This window comes from Alphaproteobacteria bacterium, from assembly GCA_019695395.1.
Classification (GTDB): domain Bacteria; phylum Pseudomonadota; class Alphaproteobacteria; order JAEUKQ01; family JAIBAD01; genus JAIBAD01.
Map to the genome: position 1 here is coordinate 1 of JAIBAD010000018.1, position 16,282 is coordinate 16,282.

Genomic DNA, 16,282 nt, shown 5'->3' on the forward strand with positions numbered 1-16,282 from the left:
CAATTCTTTTTCTTCATTAATTTTTGGCGAAAAATCTGATAATTCTTTAACAATATGCTGAAGATAATCTTGTTCTTGATTTAAATGATCCAATTCACGTGTTAATTGGCGTATAGTTTCTTCTTTTTCCTGCCAAAAAGAATAGGATTTTCTTGTATCTTCAATTTCTTTTTCAAGAGAACTATATGTATCAAGTAAATAACGCTGTGTATCAGGCTTATTTAAATCTTGATGCTCAAATTGACCAACAATTTCTATAAGTATTTTGCTAATTTGACGTAATAAATTAAGGCTTATGGTTTGATCATTAAGAAAAACACGACTCCGTCCATCTTCATTCATATGTCTTCTTAAAATAAGATGATCATGATTGGGTAAATCTTGTTCTTTTAATATATTATATACAATGTGGTTTTTAGGTAATGTAAATAAAGCGCTAACGCTTGTTTGTGTTGTACCAGGTTTAAGGACGGAAGTATCTGTTTTAGCTCCCAAGGCAAAGTTTAATGCTTCTAATAAAATAGATTTTCCCGCACCTGTTTCACCTGTAATGGCTGTAAATCCAGAATCAAGATTTATTTCCATGTGGGAAATAAGAATAAAATTATTAATAATAAGTTGTGTTAACATAGATCAGAAAAATTGATTAAGCCAAGAATTTGGTTTATTTTTTGGAATTAAATTAAGATTAGCTAAAAGTTTAAAACTATCTTCATACCAATCACTTCCGGGAAAATTATGTCCAAGAACAGCAGCAGAATCTTGGGCTTCTTCGTTAATACCTAATGCTAGATAGCATTCTGTTAAACGATGTAAGGCTTCTGGTACATGGGTTGTCGTTTGATATGTTTGAATTACTTGGCGAAACCGATTAATAGCTGCAAGATATTGTTTACGTTTAAGATAGTAACGGCCAATTTCCATTTCTTTACCAGCTAAATGGTCACGAACTAAATCTAATTTTAAAGTTGCATCTTTTGCATAAGATGTGCGGGGAAACCGATTAATAAGTTCTGTTAAAGCAGCTTGGGCAAGTTGCGTATTTTTTTGATCACGTCCTATATCAACAATCTGATCATAATAGCATAAAGCTTTTAAATAATAGGCATAAGCGGCATAACGATGGCCAGGATGAAGATTTATAAATCGATCTAAAGTGTTAATAGCATCATCATATTGTTGGGCTTGATAATGTGCATAAGCCGACATTATTTGTCCTTGGATTGCCCACGTAGAATAAGGATGTTGTCTTTCCACTTCATCAAAAAGATTTGCTGCTTGACCATATTTTTGGCTGTTAAAAGCTTGATATGCTTCTGTATAAATATCTTCAGCTGGTTTTTCTACATAGGTATCTTCATCTGAGCTTGAACATCCCGTAAGGATAATCAAAAGTGCTATAAAAATAAACCTTTTTATTAAAGAAAACATGCGTACCTAAAATTTGAATCTTAGTTTCTAAATTTTTGATTTTTGTTCTTATACCGTTATAATAGGCTAATATTTTTGTATTTCAAGAATTTGATCATTATATTATCAATAAAATAAAAAAATCCCGCTCTAAAAGAGCGGGAAAGTCATAAACACTAAAATATTAACAGAGATTAGTTAGCTTGTCTTCTTAAGAAAGCAGGAATCTCTAACAATTCTTCATCTTGTCGTTGTGCAGAAGATTGTTCAAAAGGCTCTAATCCTGCCAATTTTACTTGAACAGCTGTTGAAGAATTATGCCGAACATTAGAACGTGTTGGTGCAGTATTTTTAGGGGCTTTATAAGATGATTTTGGTTCTTCAGTAACAGCAGGTGATTGTTGAAATGGCTTATTCCATGCAGCAACACCTGTTACACGTGCAAATAAGCTTGGGTTACGGCGTTGTTTATCATGAACCTGTTTTGTTTGGGTTGGTTTTGCATTAGATTTTAAAGATATATCTTCGTTTTTTTCAAAATTTTCTGGTTCTGCCTCTAAAGCGATATTTTTCTCTTGTTTTGATAATAAAGTTTGATCGTCTTCATCCATATCAAATGATAATTCAGGAAGATTAGAGGTATTTTTTATACTATTTTGAATACCTTTATCGTTATAAGATGTTTTTTCCTTCAAATTTTTAGTACCTTTTTTTATGAATGTATTAGGTGGATTTGAAGGGTTGATTTTGGATTCCGTTTGGTTATCAATTCCTGTGGCAACAACAGAGATTCTCATTTTTCCGGTAAGTTCTTGATCAAAAGTTGACCCAAAAATAATATTTGCATCAGGGTCTACTTCATCACGAATGCGATTTGCTGCTTCGTCTACTTCAAATAAAGTCATATCTGATCCACCTGTAATGTTGATAAGAACACCTTTAGCGCCTTTCATGGATACATCATCAAGTAAGGGATTTGATATAGCAGCTTCTGCTGCGGCTGTTGCACGATCTTCTCCCTCAGCTTCACCTGTACCCATCATAGCTTTACCCATTTCGGTCATAACAGAACGTATGTCAGCAAAATCAAGGTTTATCAACCCGGGCATAACCATTAAATCAGTGACACCCCGAACTGCTGAATGTAAAACTTGATCAGCTAGATGAAATGCATCAGCAAAAGTTGTTTTATCATTAGCAATCCTAAAAAGATTTTGATTAGGAATCATAATAAGCGTGTCGACAAATTGATGAAGTTCTTTCATCCCACTCTCAGCTAATCTCATTCGATGTAATCCTTCAAAGTGAAAAGGCTTTGTAACAACACCAACAGTTAATATTCCCTGTTCTCTTGTTGCTCTTGCTATGACGGGTGCGGCACCTGTACCTGTTCCACCACCCATACCGGCTGCAATAAAAACCATATGACTATCTCTTAATTGGTCAACTATTTCATCAAGAACTTCCTCTGCAGCAGCGCGCCCAATGTCTGGTCTTGCGCCTGCACCTAATCCTTGGGTAACATTTGTCCCTAATTGTATGCGACGTTCACATAGTGATTGGGTTAATGCTTGTGCATCTGTATTGCAAACAATAAATTCTACCCCTTCTAAATGTGAGCGTATCATATTGTTCACAGCATTGCCACCAGCACCCCCAACGCCAACAACAGTAATTTTTGGTTTAAGTTCTTTAGTATTTTTTGTATTAGGTATTGATAATTTTAAAGTCATTATAAAACTCCGCTATTTTAGTGTTTAATTAAGAATATTTTTTTGTTCATAGAAAACTCCATAACCAATGGCTTAGACGGTTAAGTAAATTTGTATCTTTTTGTTTAAAATTATAATTTTTATACCAAGATAAATTCTTATTTTCTTCCATGGCATGAATTAACAATCCAGCACAAGTAGAAAAAGCTGGGCCAGACATAGAATCCGCTAACCCAACAAGACGCAAAGGGCGTCCTACACGTACTTTTTTATCAAGTACGATGGATGCTAATTCTCGTGCCCCTGTTAGTTGACTTGCCCCACCAGTTAATACCACTCGTCTACCAGCAATTTTATTGAAACCACTTAATTCTAATCGTGATCTTACAAGTTCAAAAGTCTCTTCAAGTCTTGGTTGAATGATACCAACGAGAATTGATCTTGAAATTTGATTTATTTGTTCGGAATCTTCTTCACCAATTAAAGGGATATCAATAATTTCTTGTTCATCAATAAGAGAAGAAATACAGCTTCCATATAAAGTTTTAAGTCGTTCAGCGTATACAAGAGGTGTTGAAAGTCCTCTCGCAATATCATTCGTAACATGATTGCCACCAATAGGAATTTGATCTGTATATATGATATTACCATCAAAAAAGACAGAAAGTTTTGTTGTACCACCTCCCATATCAATTACAGTAACGCCTAAATCCATTTCGTCATCTACAAGTGAAGCTAAGCCTGCGGCATAAGATGAAATGATTAAAGATTTTATATTAAGATGACACCTAGATACACATTGGGTTAGATTTTTTACTGCGGTAGAATTTGCAGAAATAGTATGTACATCGACAGCTAATTTCTTCCCAAACATACCTTTGGGGTCTTTAATACCTTTGTGTCCATCTAAATTATAGCTAATAGGTATAGCATGAATAAGCCAACGATCATCATTTTGTTTAAAATGATAATCTTCAAAAGCTAAAGTACGTTTTATATCTTGGGAAGTTACTTCTTCACCAAGTAATGGAATTTCTATTTCTGTTGTTAATGATGTGGGTTGGCCTGTTGATATGCTTACAATAATGTCTCTGATTGTTTCATTAGCCATTTTTTCTGCATCGTGGACAGCATTTAATATTGCAGCTTCTGTTGCTTCCATATCAATAATGTTACCAGATCGTAACCCACGGGACATTTGCTGCCCAACCCCCAATATTTTTAATTGAGCATCATCAGTTGCCCGGGCAATAAAACAGCAAACTTTACTTGTACCAATATCTAAAGCTGCAAAAGGTTGTTTATATTGTATATGCCGATTTCTTGTCATAGTTTAATATTTCCCATATTAACTTTTACTTTCGCTAGCTCTTGAATTTAGTAAATTAATAAGTGCAGTTGCTTTGTTGTTAAAACGAATAAGCGGATAATCAATTAATCTTAAATCAAGCATTTGAACATTTTTATTTAAAAGTGAAGATTGTTCTTGGAGCTCTAATAATGTTTGCCATCCTTTATTAAAATTATCTTCGGGTAATTTGATAAGAACATTATTATCAAGGTATATGTCCCATCGTCTGTCATTGATAAATTCTGCATATTTTATAGTATGTCCCAAATTTTTCTGAGTTGATAGCGCATTTTTCAAATCATTAAATTTGATAGGTGCTTGATCACCTTTGATAATTGTTAAATTTTTATAATTATCAATAGAAGTTTTTGTTATGATTGTACCTTCTTCACTAATTAAGTAAAAATCATTATCTTTTTGCCATAAAGCAGTTGGCTGATATTCAGTAATATTAATTAATAAAGTGTTAGGTAATTTTCTAATAACATTAATATTTTTTACCCAAGGGTTTTTATGTAGATTTTCTTGGATTTGATTAATTGGTAAAGTTAAAAGTGCATCACCTTTACTGGCAACAACACTATTAAGAATAGCTGAGATGGTAATTCGTTGGCGTCCCTCGACTAAGATATTATCAAGGGTAAATCCCAACTTTTGGCTTATGTTAATGATTTTATTTAAATAAGTATTTGAATATGACTGGACCCACGAAGATTGAATAAATAAAACTATTCCCCATATTAATAGAATTGCGAGTAAAATTTTACCAACTTTATATATAGGAGATAATAAAGGGTATAAAAGTCTAAAATAAGAATGGTATAAAGCATATTTGTTAATAGCTTGATGCGTAATACCTTGATGGCGTCGTTCTAATTGACCAACGGTCCAAGATGGTTTGGCAAGATTTAGTTGTCGCATTGAGCGTTCTCCACCATCCAAGAAACGAGTTGTGCAAAATTTATTCCTTTGTAAGAAGCTTGCTCCGGTGCAAGTGATAAAGGTGTCATGCCAGGCTGGGTATTAATTTCTAAAATATAAAGCCCATCGGTTGAATTTTTACTATCATCATAACGTAGATCAGATCTTGTAACACCTCGGCATCCCAAAGCATAATGAGCTTTTAAAGCCCAGTCTTTAGCTAATAATTCAACATCTTTGGGTATAAGGGCAGGAATTTGGTGTTCTGTAATGCCTTCACTATATTTAGCTTCATAATCATAAAAACCTCTTTTAGGTTTTAATTCCGTAACAGCAAGAGCTTCATTTCCCAAAATTGTTACCGTAAGTTCTCGTCCAGGTATAAAACGTTCAACTAAAAGTTCATCACCATCTGGTAATGATCCTTCGTCAAAAGGCATTTTATTATCCCCTTGTTTGAAAATTTTTACGCCAACACTTGAACCTTCATTAATAGGTTTAATGACATAAGGTCTTGGCATAATTTCTTTAGGATGTAATAATTCTTTTCGACTATAAACTTTTCCTTCAGGAATACGTAATCCGATAGAATGAAAAATTCTGCGCGATATATCTTTATTCATGGCCATTGATGATGCTAAAAGACCTGAATGTGTATAGGGAATGGCAAGTAAATTTAAAAGCGCTTGGATTGTACCATCTTCTCCAAATCTTCCATGAAGAGCATTAAAAATTACATCTGGTTTGGGATCTAAAACAGACAAAAAGTCTTTTATATTGTGTTTGAAATCAAAACTACGAACTTGATATCCAGCTTCTTCAAGTGCCTTTTGGCACGCAAGTCCTGTAACCAATGATACTTCTCTTTCATTGGAAAGACCACCCATAATCACTAGAATATTTTTATTTTTTTTATTCATACTTTATACCATTTTTCATAAAATTTTATTTCCTAAAATTTGAATTTCCCAACGTAACATAATTCCTGATTTATCAAAAACTCTTTGACGTACTTCTTCCCCTAATTCTTCAATATCAGCTGCGGTAGCTGCACCATTATTAATAAGAAAATTACAATGCATTTCAGAAACCATCGCATCACCTTTTCGTAATCCTCGACACCCAGCTTCATCAATAAGTTGCCATGCTTTTTTACCATGACTTAAATTAGGATCTGGATTGGCAAAAGTACTTCCGCCGGTTCTAGCTCTAATTGGTTGAGTGCCAATTCTTTTTTCCTGAATTTCTTGCATTCTTTGTGCAATATTAATAGATGTATCTTCATATCCTTTAAGTTGAGCATTAAGAAAAATAAAACTTTTATCTATGCTACAATGTCTATATTTAAATCCCATGTCACTTAAAGTTAGATGATGAATATGTCCATTTAAATCTATTGCTTTGGCTTTTGAAACAATGTCAGAAAATTCTTTTCCATAAGCACCAGCATTCATACGTAACCCACCACCAATTGTTCCTGGAATACCAGATAGAAATTCCAATCCAGCAAGCGAATGATCTAAAGCAAAACGGGATACACTAACGTCAAGACAAGCCGCGCCAACAATTATTGTATTTTCTTCGTATATCATTTGGGCAAAATTTTTTCCTAATTTAATGACAACGCCATTAATCCCACCATCACGAATTAATAAATTTGATGTTGCTCCAATAACAGTGATCGGTAAATTTTTAGGTTTATAATTTAAAAAATGGATTAAGTCTTGCTCATCCTCGGGTTTAAATAATATTTCTGCAGCTCCGCCTACACGAAACCAGGTTAGATCAGATAAAGGTGCATTTTTAAGCAATTTACCCCTAACCGGCGGCAATTTTTCAATATCAGTAAGTGTTTGAGAAGATGATATCATCATTAATTCTTCTTACTTGAATTGTATAAAATTTTTAATTGATCAGGCAAAGCATAGGCCCAGTTCGTAATTGATCCTGCACCTAAACAAACGACCATATCGCCTTTTTGTGCTAATTGGTTAATAAGAGGTGCTAAAGCTTCCGGACTATTTAAAGCATCAACGTGACGTAGTCCATGTGCACGTAATCCTTCAATTAAATAATCACGGTTTATATTAGGTATAGGTTGCTCGCCAGCAGCATAAATATCTGCAACAATAACGTGATCTGCGTCATTAAAACATGTACAAAACTCTTCAAATAAATCTTTTAAACGTGTATAACGGTGGGGTTGTACCACGGCAATAACTCGTCCATCTGCGGCTGTTTTAGCAGCTCTTAAAACAGCAGAAATTTCGACCGGGTGATGTCCGTAATCATCAATAATTGTAATACCATTGATTTCCCCTGTTTTTGTAAATCTTCTTTTAACGCCACCAAATTTGCTTAACCCTTCATAAATACTTTCTTCTTTAATATCCAATTCATTAGCAATAGCGATAGCCGCTAATGCATTTTGGACGTTGTGCATACCAATCATGGGGAGATGTAATTTTTTTAATCTTTTGCCACCATTTTTTAGATGATCTGCAAAAATAACATCAAAAATAGATCCATTTGATTTTGTTTCAATATCAATTGCTCTAATATCAGCTTGAGAATTCATACCATAGGTAATAATACGTTTACCTTGAACTTTAGGGATCATAGTTTGAACGATAGGATGGTCGGTACATAATGTTGCACAGCCATAAAATGGTATGTTGGTAATAAAATTTTCAAAAGCTTTATGCATTAATTCAATTGACCCATAATGGTCAAGATGTTCTGGATCGATGTTGGTAACAACTGCGATTGTGGCTGGCAATTTAACAAATGTGCCATCTGATTCATCGGCTTCGACAACAATCCATTCGCCTTTACCTAATCTAGCGTTGGTTCCGTAATTATTAATAATTCCGCCATTGACGACAGTAGGATCAAGATGGCCGGCATCAAGTAGGGATGCAACTAAAGAAGTGGTTGTCGTTTTTCCATGTGTGCCTGCAACAGCAATTGACCATTTAAGGCGCATAAGTTCAGCAAGCATTTCTGCTCTTTTAACGATGGGAATAAAATTATCCCTTGCTGCAACAAATTCTGGGTTATCAGATTTAACTGCAGAAGAAATAACAACGACCTTAGCACCTTTAATATTATCACTTTTGTGTCCTAACATAATAGGAATGCCCAATTGTTGGAGACGCCTTACATTGTAATTTTCAGCCAAATCACTTCCTTGAACACGGTATCCAAGATTATGAAGTATTTCTGCAATACCACTCATCCCAATACCACCAATACCTATAAAATGAAGTGATCCAATATCTTGTGGAAATGTTTTCATGTCGTGCTTTCAATATTAAGGGATGAATTTATTTTTTGTTCTATTAAATGAATAATTGATTGTACCGCTTCTGGTTTAGCAAGAGACCAAGCTTGATATGCAGTTTTTTCTAACAATTCTGGATGTAAAAAAAGATAGTGTAAATGATCGGATAATTTTTGGGGTGTCAGTTCTTTTTCTGGCATAATCCATGCGGCATCGTGGATACATAAAGCCTGCGCATTTGCTGTTTGATGATCATCGATAGCATAAGGGTAAGGGATGAGAATAGAAGGCCTACCCATCGATATAATTTCTGTAACAGATGATGCACCGGCACGGCAAATGATCAAGTGACTTTTTTCAAGGTGATCCGCAATATTATAAAAAAATGGTGCAAGAGTGGCATCTATATTTAAATCTTTATAATGTTGTTTTGTCGTTTCTATATCTTCAGATCGACATTGCTGTGTTATTTTTATTCTTTGTTTTATATCTTTGGGAAGCAAATCGATAGCCATAGGTATAAGTTTAGAAAAGGACCGTGTGCCTTGACTCCCACCAGTGACCAAAATATTAATTACTTCATTGTTAAAATTATAAGAAAATGTGGGCCGGACAAATTCCATGCGTACTGGATTACCTACAAGTACTGTTTTATTTGTATTTTTTCCGCCAATTTTTTTGGTCTCTTTCAAAGATAAAGCAATAATATCAACCTTATTGGCTAGAACGCGATTGGCTCGGCCTAACACAGCATTTTGTTCATGAATAAGTGTTGAAATTTTTAAATGTGTTGCAGCTAATACTGTTGGAATTGATGCATACCCACCAAATCCAATGACAACAGCAGGGGATATTTTTTTCAATAAATAACGTGCTTCCCAATATCCTTGAACAAGAAGTAAAAGTGATTTTATTTTTCGCCACAAATTAATTCCAGCGATACCCCCAGCGCTAATTTTGTAAATATGTACCTGGGGTAATTTATCACTAAATGCTTTACCTCTTTGATCGGTAATGAGATTAACATTAAAATTTTTATCTAAGAGACTTTTTGCTAAAGCTTCAGCTGGATACATATGACCACCCGTACCACCTGCAGCAATAACAATGTTATATTTTGCTTGTTCTACGGGCATTATATAGCTCCAGATGAAGCACGTCTTCTGGTAAGGGCTAAAAGCATACCCATACCAAGAGAAGTTGCTAATAAAGATGATCCGCCATAACTGATAAAAGGTAACGTCATACCTTTTGTAGGGATAAGATGAAGCGCAGATGCCATATTAATGATGGCTTGTAAAATAAAATTAACAACTAAACCAGTTCCAGCTAAAAGAACAAAAAGATTATTTTCTTTTAAAAGTCTTGAAATAGATTTTAACATAATAAAAAAGAAAATACCGACAATTAACAGACATGCAAGTAATCCTAATTCTTCACCAGCAACTGCAAAAATAAAATCTGCATGCGCATCAGGAAGATGTTTTTTTATAATACCCTCTCCTGGTCCTAAGCCATATAATCCACCAACAGAAAACGCTTCTAAGGAGCGATCAACCTGATATGTATCAGCAGAACCCGGATTAAGAAACCCATTAATACGTACAGTGACATGCGGAAAAGTCAGATATGAAACAAAGAGTAAGACAATACCTAATCCGCCAAGGATGCCAGCCCATCTTAAAGGTAGTCCTGCTAGAAAAATTTGTGAAAACCAAATAACAGAAATAACAAAACTCATCCCTAAATCAGGTTGACATAATAAAATAAATAGGATCAATCCATAAAAAGTTACAGAAATGATATGATGGGTCATCCAACCACTTTCTAAACCCTTATGATTTTGCTTTGTTAAAAGATAACTTGTAATAATGGCAAGGCTGGGTTTTAGAAATTCAGAAGGTTGAATGGAATTGCCTAATATATTAAGCCATCTTTTGGCACCTTTAATCTCTGCACCAATAATTAATGTTGAGAATGTTAAGATCAAGGCAATAAAAAAGATAACACACCCTAAATAACAGATCTGACGAGGGGTTAATAGCGAAATAACAAAAACTAAAGCAAAAGCTAAAGGTAAAATACTGACCTGATGTTTAGCCAAATAAAATCCATCTACACCAATACGCGCACCTGTTGCGGGACTTACGGCTAAAGCCAAAACAACACCAAAACTAATTAAAATAATAACAGCTAACATTGTCCAATGGTCCACTGTCCACCACCAACGACCTAAAATACTACGATCAGTGCGATCAAAACGGCTCATCGTGTATGTTCCTTTTGTAAATTTAAAACTAATTGGCGAAAAATATCCCCACGTTCTTCAAAATTTGCAAATTGATCAAAGGAAGCACATGCTGGTGATAAAAGAATATTAATATCAGATTTTTCTTTGAATGCCATTTTAGATGCAAAATTTACGGCATGATCTAAAGTATGGCATAAAGTAAAAGGAAGTTTTCCTTCCAGTACTTTGGAAAAATCTTCTTCAGCTTCACCAATCAAAAAAGCATGTAAAATATTAGGATAGTAAACATCCAATCCTTGGAGACCTGTTTCTTTGGGTTTACCACCAACGATCCAATATATATTGTTGTAACAACATAAAGCTTTAGCAGTGGCATCAGCGTTAGTTGCTTTACTATCATTAATAAACCGTACATGATCTATTGTCGTAATCAATTCTTGCCTATGGGGTAATCCAGGAAAACTTTTTATCCCGTCGCAAATTTGTTTTGTAGAAAGGCCAAGAGGTATACATGTGCTATAGGCAGCAGCTATATTTTGCCAATTATGTTGGCCAGGCAATCTTGATAATTCCTTAAGATTAAGAATAGGCTTTCTGTTATTTGATACCTTATGGATAAGCATACCATCATCAACAAATACATCACAAGTTGGGTTATTTATATTTGAGATAGCTAATAATTTTTGTTGGCTGTCATGTTGTAATTGGGCATAGATTTTTGTACAAAAAGCATCATCCAATCCAATAATGGCAAAATCATTATGATGCTGCCCAGAAAAAATTCTTTTTTTTGCTGCAATATAACCTTCCATATTCCCATGTCGTTCAAGATGATCTGGGGTAATATTTAAAAGAATGGCAATATTGAATTTTAGTGTTTTAATTAATTCTAATTGATATGAAGAAAGTTCTAATACATAAAAACCATCCTCTTCTAACGCTGGAAGATCAAGTACAGGATGGCCAATATTTCCACCAACTGCAACTTTTAAACCTGCATATTTTAATATATGGCCTATAAGTGCTGTTGTTGTTGATTTTCCATTCGTCCCCGTAATTGCGATATATGTTGCGTGCGGCTGATTTTGTATAAGCAATTCGATGTCACAAATGATTTGAACATGATTGTCTTGTGCCACTTTTGTGAGTGGATGAGGGAACGGATAGGTATGAGGAATGCCAGGACTTAAAAGTAACGTATCAATGTTTTTCCAATTCACTTCATAAAGATTAACAAGGGGAATATTTTGTTTTTTTGCTTCATCTCTTTTTCCTTGATGATCATCCCATGTATAAATTATTGCCCCACTTTTATGTAAAGCCTGGGCAGCTGAAAGGCCAGTTTTACCCAAACCTAAAATTGCAATATGTTTATTTTTGTATGTTTGAATATTGATCATTTATAAGCGTACAACCAATGAAATTAAACTTAAACTAGCAAATAAAAAAGCTATGACCCAAAATCGGATAACAACCTTTGTTTCAGGCCAACCTCTTTTTTCAAAATGATGATGTAAAGGTGCCATTAAAAAAACTCTTCTTTGGGTGCGTTTGAAATATAAGACTTGAATGATCACCGAAAAAGTTTCAATCACAAATAATCCACCCATAATTGCCCACACTAATTCATGTTTAGTTATAATACTAAGTGTACCAAGAATAGCACCTAACGACAGAGAACCTGTATCACCCATAAAAACCATGGCAGGTGGTGCGTTGAACCATAAGAATCCAAAAACTGAACCTATAAGCGCACAACATAAAACAATTAATTCTATATTTTTTTCTGTTGTTTCTATTGTTAAAATTTTATCCGTAAATACTATACCACTTGTTGTGATGATAATAATAAAAGATATCAAAGCTATAATGATTGGACCCGCGGCTAACCCATCGAGCCCATCAGTTAAATTAACAGCATTAGCAGAACCAACCACAATGAAAATTGCTAATGGTATAAAAAACCATCCTAGATTAATTACAAAATCTTTTATAAAGGGCAAGGATAGAGTATGGCGCGTTTCAGATGCTATTTCATTTAAAATTAAAAAAATGATTACCGCAGATAATATTATTTCTAATCCTAAGCGAACTTTCCCTGGTATGCCATAACTACTTTGCTTTGTTAACTTTTTGTAATCATCCATAAAACCAATAAATCCAAATCCCAAACCTATAAGTACAGTCAACCATATATAAATATGACTTAAATTCGCCCATAAAAATGTACTGAAAATAAAAGTAAGTAAAATAAGAATCCCACCCATAGTTGGTGTCCCTTTTTTGGTAAGATGGGCTTCTGGTCCATCATTTCTTATAGGTTGGCCTTGCTTTTGTTTACTTTTTAACCATTGAATAATTGGTTCACCTAATATCATGGAAAATAAAAAACTACTTATAAAAGCACAAAAACCACGTAGGAATGGATTGTAAAATAAATGCAGTATATCCACTTTAGTGATAAGCAAATTATATAACATTTTATTATAACCCCTTTCCTAGTTCTTTTAATGCTTGGACTATCGGCGCCATTTTGCTTCCTAATGATCCTTTTATTAAAATAATATCATCCGATTGAATATTTTTTATTAAATCAGGAATAAGATTTTTGCTGTCTTTGCTATAACCTCCTTGTAAAGATAGGGGAAGTTTTTGATAAAGATTTTCCATTAATGGCCCACAAGCAAAAACTAAATCAATTTTTTCGTCTAAAATAGGGTCAAGTAAATCTTTATGTAATTGGGGACCTGTTTCCCCAAGTTCAAGCATATCACCTAAAACAGCAATAAGACGATGGTTGCTATTTTTATTTTTACCTAATGTCCCAAGGGCAGCTTTCATTGCAATTGGACTGGCATTATAACTTTCATCAATAATTTCGAAGCTCCCCTGAGTTAATAAAATTTTTATTCGTTGTCCGCGCCCCTTAAGAGATTCAAAACTAGCAAGTGTTTGTGCGGCAAGATTGATATCACCATTAGCGAGTTTAATAGCACCCAATACCGCAAGACTATTAATAATCCAATGGTTACCGGTCATATTTAAATTATAGGTTAATATTTGACCTAGAATATCTGCTTTAACTACATTTTGGTTGTTACTGGTTTCATAGGAAAGAAGACGTATATCTGTATGTTCTTTTGTACCAAAAGAAAAGATATGTTGAATATTTTTAAATTTTGCTTTTTGTACTAGAAAATCATAATACAGATTATCTTTGTTCAATAAAATAATACCATCTTTATTCATCCCATCAAAGATTTCTGCTTTAGCTGATGCTATATCATCTTTTGATTTGAAAAACTCTAAATGAACTGCCTCTATAGTGGTAATGATAGAAATATGGGGTAAAACTAACTTAGTTAAAACGCTAATTTCACCTGAATGGTTCATACCCATTTCAAAAATACCATATCGGGCAGATATGGGCATGGATGCAAGGCTATATGGTACTCCCCAATGGTTATTATAGCTTGCCATATTTGCATAAGTTTCTGCCTGAACACTAAGACAATGTCGTAATGCCTCTTTAGTGCTTGTTTTACCAACACTTCCAGTTACACCAAAAATAGTTGCATGAGAACGTGCGCGTCCTGCTTTACCTAATTCATGTAAAGCTTTAAATGTATCATCGACAACTAATAAATGATCTTTATTTATATGATTAAGATTATGCTCAACAAGAGCTGCACACGCACCATTCTGTAATGCTAAAGAAACAAAATCATGCCCATCATGGGTTGGGCCTTTAAGTGCAATAAATAGATCGCCAGGTTTTGTGGTACGGCTATCTATAGAAATACCTGTTATATTCCATTGGCTTTCTATATGGCCATGAACTATTTTTTTGATATCTTGACTGGTCCAAAGAATATCATGTGACATTGATATTTCCTTTGTTTTTTTCTAGGATTGCTTGATTGGCAATTACTTTATCATCAAAAGGATGAACAGTATTCCCAACGATTTGGCCTGTCTCATGACCTTTACCTGCAATAACTAAAATATCTTGGCTATGAAGCATATTTATAGCTTTATAAATAGCCTGTTCTCTATTTGCAATTTCTATACCTTTTTTACATGCTGCTAAAATTTCTTTGCGGATATGGTTTGGATTTTCATGACGCGGATTATCGTCTGTTACGATAACTTTATCTGCTAGTCTATCTGCGATAGATCCCATCTGGGGCCGCTTACCGCGGTCACGATTACCACCACAACCAAATACGACAATAAGCTGTTTATCTGTATGAGGACGTAAAGCCTTTAAAATTGTCTCTAATGCGTCAGGTGTGTGGGCATAATCAATATAAATAGATGCTTGATTATTTAATTGTCCCACAAGTTCTATTCTACCAGGAACACTTTTTAAAGTTGGTATAGCGGATAGGGCATCTGCAACTTTGGTACCTGTCCCTATAACAAGTCCTAACGCACATAAAAGATTATAAATCTGAAAATTTCCTGCTACTGGAAAAAAAGTATCAATTTTTTGATCAAATATTTTTAAAGATAATTGTTGACCTTGAGCAGTTAATTTTTGATCAATAAGTTGAATATCTGTTGCATGTTTTCCATAGGTAATGACAGTACGTTTATTTTTTTGACATATATTTTTAAAATAATCAAAAGCAGGATCATCTATATTTAAAACAGCAGGGGCGTTTTCTTCTAATAAATCTTTAAATAAACGAGCTTTGGCTTCTTGATAAGAAGCCATATCTTTATGATAATCAAGATGATCCCTGGTCAAATTTGTAAACCCTGCGGCTTTAAATAACAACCCATCTAAACGATATTGATGCAACCCATGGCTTGATGCTTCTAAGGCGACATGGGTAATATTTTGTAATTTTAAATCTTGTAAAATTTTATAAAGATCTTCAGGGGAAGGGGTGGTTAATGATCCATATTCGTAATGATGATTTGTGATAACACCTAAAGTCCCAACGCTGCCAGATTCGATATGTTTATGTGCCCATAATTGTCTTATAAAATCTGCCGTAGATGTTTTGCCATTCGTCCCTGTAATACCAACAATAAATTCAGGACGTTCATTGTAAAAATAAGCCGCAATTTGTGAAAAAAGTTTGTGTGGATTAGGATCTTCAATTTTTTCAATATGGGGTGGTATCTCAATATCACTTTGGGGTCGTGTAATAATTGCACTTGCACCACGATTAAGAGCATCATGGATATAGAGATTACCATCGGTTTTAGAACCGCTAAGAGCTGCAAACAGAAAATCCTTTTTTACTTTACGTGAATCTGTTGTGACGCCCTTAATATTTAAATGTGGATTATGTAAGTGTAAATTTGTTTTAAAAGAAACAAGTTGTTTAAGGTACATTTTA

General features: G+C 34.1%; 14 protein-coding genes. All 14 read right to left on the reverse strand.

Annotated elements, in window-relative coordinates; genetic code table 11:
* Positions 1–630, reverse strand: a 630-nt coding sequence (locus K1X44_04505) for an AAA family ATPase (GenBank protein MBX7146552.1), incomplete at its 3' end; no start/stop codon positions are given.
* Between the two features lie 3 nt (positions 631–633).
* Positions 634–1,431 (reverse strand): outer membrane protein assembly factor BamD, encoded by a 798-nt coding sequence (locus K1X44_04510; protein ID MBX7146553.1) that lies wholly within the window; start codon positions 1,429–1,431, stop codon positions 634–636.
* 173 nt (positions 1,432–1,604) lie between these two features.
* Positions 1,605–3,143 carry a cell division protein FtsZ gene (ftsZ, locus tag K1X44_04515; GenBank protein MBX7146554.1) on the reverse strand — a complete coding sequence of 513 codons (1,539 nt, stop codon included), beginning with the start codon at positions 3,141–3,143 and terminating at the stop codon, positions 1,605–1,607.
* 46 nt (positions 3,144–3,189) lie between these two features.
* Complete coding sequence (gene ftsA / locus K1X44_04520; GenBank protein ID MBX7146555.1) at positions 3,190–4,452, reverse strand: cell division protein FtsA; 1,263 nt, start codon at positions 4,450–4,452, stop codon at positions 3,190–3,192.
* Positions 4,453–4,470: 18 nt separating this feature from the next.
* A complete protein-coding gene (locus K1X44_04525; protein MBX7146556.1) occupies positions 4,471–5,394 on the reverse strand; it encodes an FtsQ-type POTRA domain-containing protein in 924 nt (307 codons plus the stop codon).
* Positions 5,382–6,314 carry a D-alanine--D-alanine ligase gene (locus K1X44_04530; protein MBX7146557.1) on the reverse strand — a complete coding sequence of 311 codons (933 nt, stop codon included), beginning with the start codon at positions 6,312–6,314 and terminating at the stop codon, positions 5,382–5,384. The genes K1X44_04525 and K1X44_04530 overlap by 13 nt, the downstream gene beginning before the upstream one ends.
* 15 nt (positions 6,315–6,329) lie before the next feature.
* A complete protein-coding gene (murB, locus tag K1X44_04535; protein MBX7146558.1) occupies positions 6,330–7,265 on the reverse strand; it encodes a UDP-N-acetylmuramate dehydrogenase in 936 nt (311 codons plus the stop codon).
* Between the two features lie 2 nt (positions 7,266–7,267).
* On the reverse strand, positions 7,268–8,692 hold the full coding sequence (gene murC / locus K1X44_04540) for a UDP-N-acetylmuramate--L-alanine ligase (protein MBX7146559.1): 1,425 nt from the start codon (positions 8,690–8,692) through the stop codon (positions 7,268–7,270).
* Positions 8,689–9,813: an undecaprenyldiphospho-muramoylpentapeptide beta-N-acetylglucosaminyltransferase gene (gene murG / locus K1X44_04545; GenBank protein ID MBX7146560.1), complete on the reverse strand. Its 1,125-nt coding sequence runs from the start codon at positions 9,811–9,813 to the stop codon at positions 8,689–8,691. The genes murC and murG overlap by 4 nt, the downstream gene beginning before the upstream one ends.
* Complete coding sequence (locus K1X44_04550; protein MBX7146561.1) at positions 9,813–10,946, reverse strand: putative lipid II flippase FtsW; 1,134 nt, start codon at positions 10,944–10,946, stop codon at positions 9,813–9,815. Before K1X44_04550 ends, murG begins: the two co-directional genes overlap by 1 nt.
* Positions 10,943–12,328 carry a UDP-N-acetylmuramoyl-L-alanine--D-glutamate ligase gene (gene murD / locus K1X44_04555; protein MBX7146562.1) on the reverse strand — a complete coding sequence of 462 codons (1,386 nt, stop codon included), beginning with the start codon at positions 12,326–12,328 and terminating at the stop codon, positions 10,943–10,945. The genes K1X44_04550 and murD overlap by 4 nt, the downstream gene beginning before the upstream one ends.
* Positions 12,329–13,408: a phospho-N-acetylmuramoyl-pentapeptide-transferase gene (gene mraY, locus K1X44_04560; protein ID MBX7146563.1), complete on the reverse strand. Its 1,080-nt coding sequence runs from the start codon at positions 13,406–13,408 to the stop codon at positions 12,329–12,331.
* Positions 13,409–13,412: 4 nt separating this feature from the next.
* Positions 13,413–14,813 (reverse strand): UDP-N-acetylmuramoylalanyl-D-glutamyl-2,6-diaminopimelate--D-alanyl-D-alanine ligase, encoded by a 1,401-nt coding sequence (locus K1X44_04565; GenBank protein MBX7146564.1) that lies wholly within the window; start codon positions 14,811–14,813, stop codon positions 13,413–13,415.
* The gene (locus K1X44_04570) at positions 14,803–16,278 is read right to left on the reverse strand and encodes a UDP-N-acetylmuramoyl-L-alanyl-D-glutamate--2,6-diaminopimelate ligase (GenBank protein MBX7146565.1); all 1,476 of its coding nucleotides are present in this window, start codon (positions 16,276–16,278) and stop codon (positions 14,803–14,805) included. Before K1X44_04570 ends, K1X44_04565 begins: the two co-directional genes overlap by 11 nt.
* Positions 16,279–16,282: the final 4 nt, after the last annotated feature.

Bases quoted from the DNA above. Each gene is read 5' to 3' on its own strand.
- K1X44_04510 (MBX7146553.1), bottom strand. From the start codon at position 1,431: ATGTTTTCTTTAATAAAAAGGTTTATTTTTATAGCACTTTTGATTATC.
- murG (MBX7146560.1), bottom strand. From the start codon at position 9,813: ATGCCCGTAGAACAAGCAAAATATAACATTGTTATTGCTGCAGGTGGT.
- K1X44_04550 (MBX7146561.1), bottom strand. From the start codon at position 10,946: ATGAGCCGTTTTGATCGCACTGATCGTAGTATTTTAGGTCGTTGGTGG.
- mraY (MBX7146563.1), bottom strand. From the start codon at position 13,408: ATGTTATATAATTTGCTTATCACTAAAGTGGATATACTGCATTTATTT.
- K1X44_04530 (MBX7146557.1), bottom strand. From the start codon at position 6,314: ATGAATAAAAAAAATAAAAATATTCTAGTGATTATGGGTGGTCTTTCC.
- ftsA (MBX7146555.1), bottom strand. From the start codon at position 4,452: ATGACAAGAAATCGGCATATACAATATAAACAACCTTTTGCAGCTTTA.
- ftsZ (MBX7146554.1), bottom strand. From the start codon at position 3,143: ATGACTTTAAAATTATCAATACCTAATACAAAAAATACTAAAGAACTT.
- murC (MBX7146559.1), bottom strand. From the start codon at position 8,692: ATGAAAACATTTCCACAAGATATTGGATCACTTCATTTTATAGGTATT.
- murD (MBX7146562.1), bottom strand. From the start codon at position 12,328: ATGATCAATATTCAAACATACAAAAATAAACATATTGCAATTTTAGGT.
- K1X44_04565 (MBX7146564.1), bottom strand. From the start codon at position 14,813: ATGTCACATGATATTCTTTGGACCAGTCAAGATATCAAAAAAATAGTT.
- murB (MBX7146558.1), bottom strand. From the start codon at position 7,265: ATGATATCATCTTCTCAAACACTTACTGATATTGAAAAATTGCCGCCG.
- K1X44_04570 (MBX7146565.1), bottom strand. From the start codon at position 16,278: ATGTACCTTAAACAACTTGTTTCTTTTAAAACAAATTTACACTTACAT.
- K1X44_04525 (MBX7146556.1), bottom strand. From the start codon at position 5,394: ATGCGACAACTAAATCTTGCCAAACCATCTTGGACCGTTGGTCAATTA.